Here is a 10358-nt window from a genome sequence, read left to right as displayed (position 1 = left end):
TTAATTTCAGGGAACCTTCCAGCGCCACGGCATAGTCTAAGGAACGGCCGATAAAGAATACGTCTTCGTTAAAGCCGTATTGCTGGGCAAAGGTTTTTATCGGTTCCACATCTTCCAGCATTTCATGGGCTTGAGCCGGCAGTTCCCGCAAGCCTTGAATGAGGGTTTCCAGGCGCTCCGGGGCGATAGCGTCCCGAAGATCGGCGATGTAGGCAGCCAGCATGCACATGCTGGCCAGCTGGGTGGTGTAGGCTTTGGTAGAAGCTACGGCAATCTCCGGGCCGGCCCAGGTATAAATGACCTGATCGGCTTCCCTGGCAATGGAGGAGCCAACCACATTGGTAACAGCCAGCGTTCTGGCGCCTAGCCGCTTGGCTTCTTTCAGGGCCGCCAGGGTGTCGCTGGTCTCGCCGGACTGGCTGATTACGATGGCTAAGGTCCGATCGTCAATCAGCGGCGACCGATAGCGGAATTCGGAAGCGATATCCACTTCTACCGGAATACGAGCCAGCTGCTCCAGATAATATTTGCCGACAATACCGGCATGATAAGCCGTACCGCAGGCAACGATAACAATCTTTTTAATGGAAGCAACGTCTTCTTTCGTCCACTTCAGTTCGTCAAAAATGATATGACGGTTATCTTTCGCCAGCCGGCTGGTCATGGTTTCCCGGATGGCTTTCGGCTGCTCATAGATTTCTTTGATCATAAAATGCTCGTAGCCGCCTTTTTCCGCTGCCTCAGCATCCCAGCGCACTTCGAATATTTTTTTTGTAATGGGTACTCCCTTGCGATTCATCACCCAGACGGAATCCTTGGTCACAATTGCCATTTCACCGTCGCTTAAAATGTAGGTTTTGCGGGTACGGTTAATGATAGCCGGGATATCGGAGGCGATAAAATTTTCTCCCTCGCCCAGTCCGATAACCAGGGGATTGTCTTGTTTGGAGCAAATGATTTTATCCGGTTCGTATTCGGTCATAAAAACAAGGGAATAAGAACCTTCAATTTCGGCCAGGACTTTTTTTACTGCTGCCTCAAAGTCGCCGTCATAGTACTCTTCCATCATGTGAGCCACAACTTCCGTATCGGTTTCGGACGTAAACACATGACCTTTGGCAATTAATTTTTCCTTGATATGCAGATAGTTCTCAATGATTCCGTTATGCACGACAACAAATTTGCCGCTGCAGTCGGTATGGGGATGAGAATTGACGTCCGAAGGGCGTCCGTGCGTCGCCCAGCGGGTATGACCGATACCGATATGGCCCTGAGGCATATGCTGCTCAATTTTCTTTTGGAGAACGTCAAGCCGTCCCACGCTTTTTTCCACATTGATTTTATTTCCATCAAATACAGCAATACCGGCAGAGTCATAACCGCGGTATTCCAGTTTCGTTAAGCCTTCAAGCAAAAAAGGAGCGGCCTGTTCCGGACCGATATAACCAACGATACCACACATAGGGTAAATTCCTCCTAATTTTTACAAAATAATAAATCAATTGCTCCGCCGTTTTGTCCCATAAGTCGCCTTATGGTTTTGTCGACGTTCTCACGGCCGCACCAGCCGAGGGGCACCCGCTGACAATTCGATAAACCCCTGCCTCGTCTGCTTGTCTGACAACAAACAAGCACCAGCGCTTTTCTCGTTATTTTCGGCTGAATTCCATTTTCTATGCCTGCCTCATCATCTCACCTCCTGCCAATATCTTACTATATGAATAAAGGAGCACTGTTGTGCTCCCTTGCTCTCTCATTCTAATACATTATTCTTTCCCGGTCAACTAGGATTGTTCTTTTTTAATGACCGCCGCAATCCCATTCACAATCCGCTCCAAATCCGGCAGGCTGAAGCCTTCCGCCATCACCCGGATTAAGGGCTCGGTACCGGAAGGGCGAACCAAAATGCGCCCCTCTTCGCCCAACTCGGTTTCGCCGGCCTGAATGGCAGCCTTTATTGTCGGGTTATCCTCCCAGCCTGCTTTCGATTTGACCCGCACATTGACCAATAGCTGGGGAAACCGGGTCATTAAGCCGGCCAGTTCGGACAGTTTTTTGCCGCTGTGGCGAAGAGCGGTAAGCAGCTGCAGGGCAGTGATGAGTCCGTCGCCGGTGGTACTGAAATCGCTAAAGATGATATGTCCGGACTGTTCTCCGCCTAATACATAGCCTTTTTCCAGCATTGTTTCCAACACGTAGCGATCGCCGACCGGTGTGACTGCTACTGTCCCGCCGGCTTTTTTGATGGCCTGGTGCAGCCCGATGTTGCTCATTACGGTTGCTACCAGCTTATTATCCTTCAATTTCTGCTGCCGCATCAGTTCTAGGGCGCAGATCACCATGATCTGATCACCGTCAACCACATTTCCCTGTTCATCTACAGCCAGGCAGCGGTCGGCGTCGCCGTCATGGGCGATGCCCAGGTCGGCTTTATGGGTTGTAACTGCTTGCTGCAGCTGTTCCAAATGAGTTGAGCCGCAGCCGTCATTGATATTGGTGCCGGTGGGTTTATTATTAATGACGACAACCTCGGCGCCTAAGCGTTTCAGTAATACGGGAGCTGCCTCAAAAGCAGCGCCGTTTGCACAGTCGACAACCACTTTCAGTCCCTGGAACTCTGCTTTGGCCGTACTGGCAACATAGTCAATATACTCTTTAATTAAATCATGATGGTACGCTACAATACCAACCTTATCGCCTATTGGCCGGTTTTTTTGATCTTCTTCCGTTCTGCCTACCAATTCTTCCAGCTTGTCCTCTACGGCGTCAGGCAGCTTATACCCGGTGCCGGCAAAAAATTTGATACCGTTATCGGGAAAGGGGTTATGGGATGCGGAAATAACCGCCCCAGCCTGGGCCTTGCGCTTGCGGGTTAAATAGGCAATCGCCGGAGTCGGCACAACTCCTGCGACAATAGCTTTTCCCCCTGCCGCACAGATACCGGCGGCAAGAGCGGCTTCCAGCATTAACCCTGAAATGCGGGTATCCCGGCCAATGAGAATCACCGGCTGAGAATGAACTTCTTCGCCAAAATAGGTAGTCGCGGCCCAGCCTAATTTAAAAGCCAGTTCCGGCGTGAGATCTTTATTCGCTACTCCTCTTACTCCATCTGTTCCAAAAAGTCTTGCCATATGGTTTTGTTCTCCCTTCTCTTTCTCCTGAAATGATCTATGGCTTATATTCAGTAATAATTGCAATTGCAGCATTCAGTCCGTCAAGGGCGGCGCTCATGATGCCGCCGGCATACCCGGCTCCCTCGCCGATGGGATAAAAGCCGGCAGTATTGACGGACAAATACCGTTCCGTGCGTACCAACCGCACCGGAGCCGATGTCCTGGTTTCCACTCCGGTCATGACCGCCTGTTTATGACTAAAGCCTTTAATTTTCCGGTCAAAATCATGCAGGGCAGCGGCTAGCGCGCCGGTAACGAAAGAAGGCAGGCAATGATGCAGGTCCACCGCTGTAAAGCCCGGTTGATAGCTGGGTGGAGTGAGAAAATCTTTGCTGCCGGAAGTACCGGCTAAAAAGTCGCCTACCGTTTGCACCGGAGCATAATAGTTTGATCCCCCGTATTGGTAGGCCAGCTGTTCGTACTGCCGCTGAAAATCAATACCGCTCAATACATCCCGGCCGCAGTCCGCCGGATTCACATTGACTACCAGGGCGCTGTTGGCGATACCGGAAGCCCTGTCGTACAAGCTCATTCCATTGGTGGCCACGCCGCCTGCTTCGGAGGCGGCGGCTACCACCAAACCGCCCGGACACATGCAGAAGGAATAGGCGGTACGGCCGCTCGCTTTGTCATGATAAACGAGGGCATAATCAGCCCTCCCCAGTTTTTTATGACCGGCAGATGGCCCATACTGCGCCTTGTCAATCAGTTCCTGGGGATGCTCAATCCGCACCCCGACGGCGAAAGGCTTCGCTTCCATGGCTACCCCCCGCCGGTACAGCATTCCATAGGTATCCCGAGCGCTGTGGCCAATGCCGAATAAAGCGGCCTGACAGGGAATATAACGATTTTCATTGATCACCAATCCCTGCAGGCTGCCGTCTTTTATCTTCACATCCGTCACTCTGGCTTCAAACTCCACCTGCCCGCCTAAAGCGAGAATGCGATTTCTGATATTCTTTACCACGGTCCGCAATTTATCCGTACCGATATGGGGCTTATGCTCATAGCGGATCTCCGGTGGAGCACCGGCTTCCACCAGTATATCCAGCACTTCTCCCATGCGGGGGTCCTGTACTCTGGTGGTCAGCTTACCGTCGGAAAAGGTACCGGCACCGCCTTCGCCAAATTGCACATTGGTAGCTGCGTCAAAATTTCCGCTGCGCCAAAAGTCAGCCACCGCCCGGGTACGGCAATCCACATCCCGCCCCCGCTCCAAAACCAGAGGGTGATACCCCTGTTTGGCCAGCATAAGGGCGGCAAACATGCCGGCCGGTCCCAGTCCTACTACAACCGGCTGGGAATCCAAAGGCTTGCAGCCGGGGATAATCGGCTGCGGCTTCAGGTCGGGTACTAAAGCAACATCCCGGTCATTCCGGAATTTACTTATAGTTTGTCCTTCAGGTAAACTAGTGCGAACATCCAGGGAATATACAAAGTTTATATTATATTTTCGCCGGGCGTCAAGGGCTTTACGCACAATAACCACCTCAAGCACAGCTTGAAGTGGTATTTGCAGACGCTTGGCGGCTATTTTTTTCAGTGAGGCATCATGATCCAAAGCAACCCGAAGATTTGTTACGCGCAACAACAGTTTATCGCTCCTTTGCCTTCATGTCACAGTTTCTTCTCTACGGTAATGTGCACCAATACCGTATTTTTTTGCACGGTTATGCCTTCCCTGAGCTGCAGTTTGACCTCTTTATCCATACTTTTATTAATTTCAGTTAAATTGATCGGTTCGGTCAATATCGCATCCACCTTTTCCAGCAATTGTCCGTCGCCTAATAATTCCACTTTATCCGGCTCAGCGGTAATGCTCTGGAGTATCAACCCTTTAGCCAGTTCATTCGCCAGTACTGCTTTTACCGGAACTGTTTTCCGGCTGAGATTGCTAATCGTCAGGCTTACATTAATAGTAGCCGGATAGAGAGTCAATCCTTCCACTGCTTTTCCTTCATGGTCAACGGCAATTAATGGCGCTTCTACGGTAAAATCGGCGCTGCGGCCGCTTACATCCACCTGAGCCACTACTTTTTCCGCAGCATCCATCACACTCCGGGTGCCGACAACCTTGACCTGCGCCACACTTGGCAGCACTTTACCAATGGCAGCACCAGACAGCGGCGTCCCTTTCAAATTGACATCAACCGGCAGCTGTCGGCTAATGATGGAATCAATCACCAGCCGTACCTTATCCGGCATCACCTCCACTACTTCCAGACTGGCCGGAATAGAGGTATGTATCTTAACGGAATGCTGACCTTCTTCCAATCCCTTTAAATCAATGTAGCACTTAATATCCTGCGCTGTAATCGCGGCAATCGCGCTGCGGGGTCCCCGCACTTTAACCCGGACAATATCAGGCACATCAGTGACAATCAGACTTCCCGCCAAATTGCGAACTTCCAGCGGGGCCTGAAAGCTGACTTCTACCGGTGGATTTTGCTCGTTCATTACATACAGCCATAACATAGTGGCAAATATGACAGCCAGTATTTTGGCGGTCATATTTTTTTTGGGGAATCTGTCCATTATTGCGATTTCCTCCAATTACGCAAGTCTGCCAGCGCAGAATGTTTGCCGGCAAACAGGGGACGCAGTTCGTCCTTTAAAGAAGCGGCATCCAAATAGCGCTGCAATTGTCCGCCCCGGGCAATGGAAAGGATACCGGTTTCTTCACTGACCACCACTACCACGGCGTCGCTCTGTTCGGTAATGCCGATGGCCGCCCGATGGCGTGTGCCCAATTCTTTATTCAGTCTGCGATCCTCTGTCAGCGGTAAAAGACAACCCGCCGCGCTTAACCGGTTGCCCCTGAGAATGGCCGCCCCGTCATGCAGCGGCGTATTGGGGATAAAAATATTAATCAAAAATTCACTGGATACAAAGCCGTCCACTTTTATCCCTGTTTCGATATAATCCTGTAAGCCTGTTTCCCGCTCCAGAACAATCAAAGCGCCGATTTTGTTCTGCGATAGTACCGCTACGGCCTTGGCAATTTCGTCAAGCAGATTTGCCGTCTCTTCTTCATTTAAAAACACGTTTTTACCGAACAAATGGCCTCGTCCCAGCTGTTCCAGCGCCCGGCGAAGCTCCGGCTGAAAGACCACCGGCAAGGCAACCAAAACTACAGTCATGGTCTTCTGCAGCAGCCAGTTAATGACGTTTAACCCCAGCCACTTACTGGCTAAGGTAAATACGAGCAGAATAATCAGTCCCTTTACCAGCGCTAATGCCCGAGTGTCCCGGATCATAAAATAGGTTTTATATACAACGAAAGCCACGATAAGAATATCCACAACATCCAACATTCCGACTGTTGAAAGAATTCCTTGGATTTGTAACAGCATCAAATAAACTCCTCAGCTCATAGTATTACATTTATCTATTCTACCCAATATCAGGGAAAACCTTTAATTATTATTAAGTTATAAAAAAATGTCTCTCACATATGTGAGAAACATTTTAAATCAATCTTTTGTATACGTGGCAAGAGCACTTTCTTCTTTGGACAGAATTTTACCGGCAGTTGTCAGCGATTGTGCTACCTGAGCGGGTGAAGTTCCGCCATACGAGTTTCGCGCCTCAACGCAGGTCTCGATTTTGATCGCTTCCAGAATATCCGCCTCAAAGAGGGGAGAAAATTGTTTGTATTCCTTCAGCGATAAATCCATCAGCCATTTATGCTGATCGATACAATAACGTACGCATTTGCCAACCACTTCATGGGCCTGGCGGAAAGGCAAGCCCTTTTTCACCAAATAATCGGCCATATCGGTTGCGTTGGAGAAATCATGGCGCACCGTCTCGCCCATCCGCGCCTGATTGACTTTCATGGCCCGCAGCATCGACGCATATACGGTCAAGCTGAACTTAACCGTGTCAATGGTATCAAACAAACCTTCTTTATCTTCCTGTAAGTCTTTATTATAAGCCAGAGGCAGTCCTTTCGCCACTGTCAGCATAGCCATAAGATGACCAAATACTCTGCCGGTTTTACCGCGAACCAGTTCGGCGACATCGGGATTTTTTTTCTGAGGCATAATGCTGGAACCGGTGCAGTGAGCGTCATCCAGTTCAATAAAGTTGAACTCAGCCGAAGACCAGAAAATAATCTCCTCACTGATACGGCTTAAATGCATCATCAAAATGGACGCAAAGGAAAGGAATTCAAGAATATAATCCCGGTCGCTGACGGCATCAAGGCTGTTTTCATAGACCCGGGCAAACTGGAGCTGCTCGGCGACAAAGTGCCGGTCAATGGGGAATGTGGTCCCCGCCAGAGCTCCCGCCCCCAAAGGCATAATATCCGTTCGTTCCCGCACGCCTTCCAGCCGGGAAAAATCCCGGGCCAGCATATAGAAATAAGCCATGAGGTGGTGGGAGAATAAAATAGGCTGAGCCCGCTGCAAATGAGTATAGCCCGGCATGATGGCATGAGGATATTTTTGGGCTACGTCCATGATTGATTGCTGCAAATCAATCAGCAGTTTGGCAATAGCCGTAATTTCCTTACGCAGATACATGTGAGTATCGAGTGCAACCTGATCGTTCCGGCTGCGAGCGGTATGGAGTTTGCCGCCGACAGGACCAATGCGCTCCGTCAGCCGCTTTTCAATATTCATATGAACGTCTTCCAGAGAAATCTGGAAATCAAAATTCCCGGCTTCGATATCAGCGAGAATGGACTGCAGGCCGTCGACGATAACTTTGGCTTCCGCCGCACTTAAAATGCCGCATTTAGCCAGCATCCGGGCATGAGCCGTGCTGCCGGCAATATCTTCTTTGTACATGCGGCTGTCAAAAGAAATGGAGGAGGTAAATTCCTCCACCATTACATCGGTGCTTTTGGTAAATCTACCGCCCCACATACTCATTGCTATTTCGCTCCCTTTTGCATTAACGCCCGAACTTTCAGGGGCAAACCAAACAAGTTGATAAAGCCTTCCGCATCGGCCTGATTGTACACTTCATCCCGGCTGAACGTTACAAAACCTTCATGATACAGAGAGTATGGCGACTTGGAACCGGCACTGATAATATTGCCTTTATATAATTTTAACCGTACGACACCGGTTACAGTCTCCTGGGTGGAATTGACGAAAGCATCCAGAGCCTCTTTCAACTGAGCAAACCACATTCCGTCATAAACCAATTCACCATAACGCACAGCGACTTGTTCTTTATAATGCAGGGTAGCCCGGTCAAGGGTCAAATATTCCAGTTCCCGGTGAGCGTAATACAAAATTGATCCGCCGGGATTTTCATACACACCGCGGGATTTCATCCCTACCAAACGATTTTCCACGATGTCGGTGATGCCGATACCATTGGCGGTACCTAATTTATTTAATTTTTCCAGCAGAGCAACAGCATCCAGTTTTTCTCCGTCAACCGCTACCGGAATGCCTTTTTCGAAGGAAATCTCAACATAAGCAGCTTTGTCCGGTGCTTTTTCCGGAGTAGTGGTAACCATAAAGACGTCGTCTTTCGGTTCATTCCAGGGATTTTCCAGGTCGGCGCCTTCATGGCTCAGATGCCAAATATTCCGATCCATGCTGTAAGGGCGCTTTTTGGTTACCGGTACCGGAATGTTGTGTTTTGCCGCATAATCAATGGCATCTTCCCGGGAGCGGATATCCCACAGCCGCCAGGGGGCAATAATTTTCAGCTGCGGTGCCAAAGCCTTAACTGTCAGTTCAAACCGTACCTGGTCGTTGCCTTTACCGGTAGCGCCATGAGAAATAGCATCCGCACCTTCCAGTTCGGCAATTCTTACAAGTGCCTTGGCAATGAGCGGACGGGCAAAAGAAGTCCCCAGCAGATACTTGCCTTCATAAATTGCACCGGCTTTCAGTGTCGGCCATATGTAATCTTCCACGAATTCTTTGGTTAAATCCTCAATATACACTTTGCTGGCACCGGATTTGAGCGCCTTTTCCCTGACCGGAGCCAGTTCGTCGCCTTGACCGATATCGGCGCACATGGCAATAACTTCGCAGTCATAATTTTCTTTCAGCCACGGAATAATAACTGAGGTATCCAGACCACCGGAATAAGCTAATACTACTTTTTTAACGTCACTCATTTTCAAACTCCTCCTTGTAAATAGATGGCTCATGGTTGTTGGCTATGAGCTATTCGCTTTGGGCTTTGGGCTGTTGGTTTTCAGCCCATAGCTCACAGCCAACAGCTCATAGCTTCTCTACTCTCCCATTAACAGAGCCATGATTGCCTTTTGTACGTGAAGCCGATTTTCCGCTTCGTCGAAAACCGCCGACTGGGGACCTTCTATCACCTCATCGGTGATTTCCTCGCCCCGGTGAGCAGGCAGGCAGTGGAGTACAATGGCATCTTTCTGAGCCACTGACATGGTTTGGTCGTTTATTTGGAAATTGGTAAAAGCTTTCATTCTGGCTGCCTGCTCTGCTTCCTGACCCATACTGGCCCAGACATCGGTATACAGCACATCCGCGTCTTTTGCCGCTTCCAGGGGATCATTACCTAAAATGATTTTGCTGCCGGTTAGCTTGGCATCTTCCCGCGCTTCCGCCACGATCATCTCGTTTGGCGTGTAATTCGCCGGTGTCGCCACGGCAATATCCATACCGACCTTGGCACAGGCATGCATCAAGGCATGAACCATATTGTTGCCGTCGCCGATAAAAGCCATTTTCCGGCCTTTCAGGTCGCCCTTGTATTCCCTCGCCGTAAAAATATCGGTTAAAGCCTGACAGGGATGCAATAAATCTGTCAGGGCATTGATTACCGGAACGGTTGCATATTCGGCTAGTTCTTTGACCTCATCATGGGAAAAGGTACGAATCATAATCCCGTCAACATAGCGGGACAATACCCGCGCCGTGTCTTTTACAGGTTCACCCCGTCCGATCTGCAGATCATGGGAGCTTAAGAATAGAGCCGAACCGCCCAATTGATACATACCGACTTCAAAAGATACCCGCGTCCGGGTGGACGATTTCTGAAAGATCATCCCCAGGGTTTTGCCTTTTAACAGTTTATGTTTCTTGCCTTGTTTCTGTCTGGCCTTAAGAGTTTGGGCCATATCCAGAATTTCGTCCACTTCCGCAATTGATAAATCATGAATCGATAATAAATCTTTTCCTTTCATACTCATTGGTATGTCCCCCATTTTACAATTATATCACGCTTACCTGCACC

General features: G+C 49.6%; 8 protein-coding genes. All 8 read right to left on the bottom strand.

What is annotated here, in order from left to right; translation table 11 throughout:
* A partial coding sequence (glmS, locus tag ABFC84_00880; protein ID MEN6411298.1) for a glutamine--fructose-6-phosphate transaminase (isomerizing) occupies nt 1–1462 on the bottom strand: 1462 nt, incomplete at its 3' end.
* A 322-nt stretch (nt 1463–1784) separates the two neighbouring features.
* Nucleotides 1785–3131 (bottom strand): phosphoglucosamine mutase, encoded by a 1347-nt coding sequence (gene glmM / locus ABFC84_00875; protein ID MEN6411297.1) that lies wholly within the window; start codon nt 3129–3131, stop codon nt 1785–1787.
* Between the two features lie 37 nt (nt 3132–3168).
* On the bottom strand, nt 3169–4764 hold the full coding sequence (locus ABFC84_00870; GenBank protein ID MEN6411296.1) for an FAD-dependent protein: 1596 nt from the start codon (nt 4762–4764) through the stop codon (nt 3169–3171).
* 26 nt (nt 4765–4790) lie between these two features.
* Complete coding sequence (locus ABFC84_00865; GenBank protein MEN6411295.1) at nt 4791–5684, bottom strand: CdaR family protein; 894 nt, start codon at nt 5682–5684, stop codon at nt 4791–4793.
* 23 nt (nt 5685–5707) lie between these two features.
* Nucleotides 5708–6526 (bottom strand): diadenylate cyclase CdaA, encoded by an 819-nt coding sequence (gene cdaA / locus ABFC84_00860; protein MEN6411294.1) that lies wholly within the window; start codon nt 6524–6526, stop codon nt 5708–5710.
* 120 nt (nt 6527–6646) lie between these two features.
* Nucleotides 6647–8053, bottom strand: a complete 1407-nt coding sequence (gene argH / locus ABFC84_00855; GenBank protein MEN6411293.1) for an argininosuccinate lyase — start codon at nt 8051–8053, stop codon at nt 6647–6649.
* Nucleotides 8054–8055: 2 nt separating this feature from the next.
* Entirely contained in the window at nt 8056–9264 is a 1209-nt protein-coding gene (locus ABFC84_00850) for an argininosuccinate synthase (GenBank protein MEN6411292.1), read from the bottom strand.
* Nucleotides 9265–9381: 117 nt separating this feature from the next.
* Nucleotides 9382–10314, bottom strand: a complete 933-nt coding sequence (argF, locus tag ABFC84_00845) for an ornithine carbamoyltransferase (GenBank protein ID MEN6411291.1) — start codon at nt 10312–10314, stop codon at nt 9382–9384.
* Nucleotides 10315–10358 lie beyond the last annotated feature (44 nt).

The sequence above is a fragment of the Veillonellales bacterium genome (assembly GCA_039680175.1).
Classification (GTDB): domain Bacteria; phylum Bacillota; class Negativicutes; order JAAYSF01; family JAAYSF01; genus JBDKTO01.
This window is presented reverse-complemented; position numbering and strand designations above follow the sequence as displayed.

Excerpts from the sequence above, each read along its gene's own strand:
- glmM (MEN6411297.1), bottom strand. The coding sequence starts at position 3,131 with ATGGCAAGACTTTTTGGAACAGATGGAGTAAGAGGAGTAGCGAATAAA.
- ABFC84_00865 (MEN6411295.1), bottom strand. The coding sequence starts at position 5,684 with ATGACCGCCAAAATACTGGCTGTCATATTTGCCACTATGTTATGGCTG.
- cdaA (MEN6411294.1), bottom strand. The coding sequence starts at position 6,526 with ATGCTGTTACAAATCCAAGGAATTCTTTCAACAGTCGGAATGTTGGAT.
- argH (MEN6411293.1), bottom strand. The coding sequence starts at position 8,053 with ATGAGTATGTGGGGCGGTAGATTTACCAAAAGCACCGATGTAATGGTG.
- ABFC84_00850 (MEN6411292.1), bottom strand. The coding sequence starts at position 9,264 with ATGAGTGACGTTAAAAAAGTAGTATTAGCTTATTCCGGTGGTCTGGAT.
- argF (MEN6411291.1), bottom strand. The coding sequence starts at position 10,314 with ATGAGTATGAAAGGAAAAGATTTATTATCGATTCATGATTTATCAATT.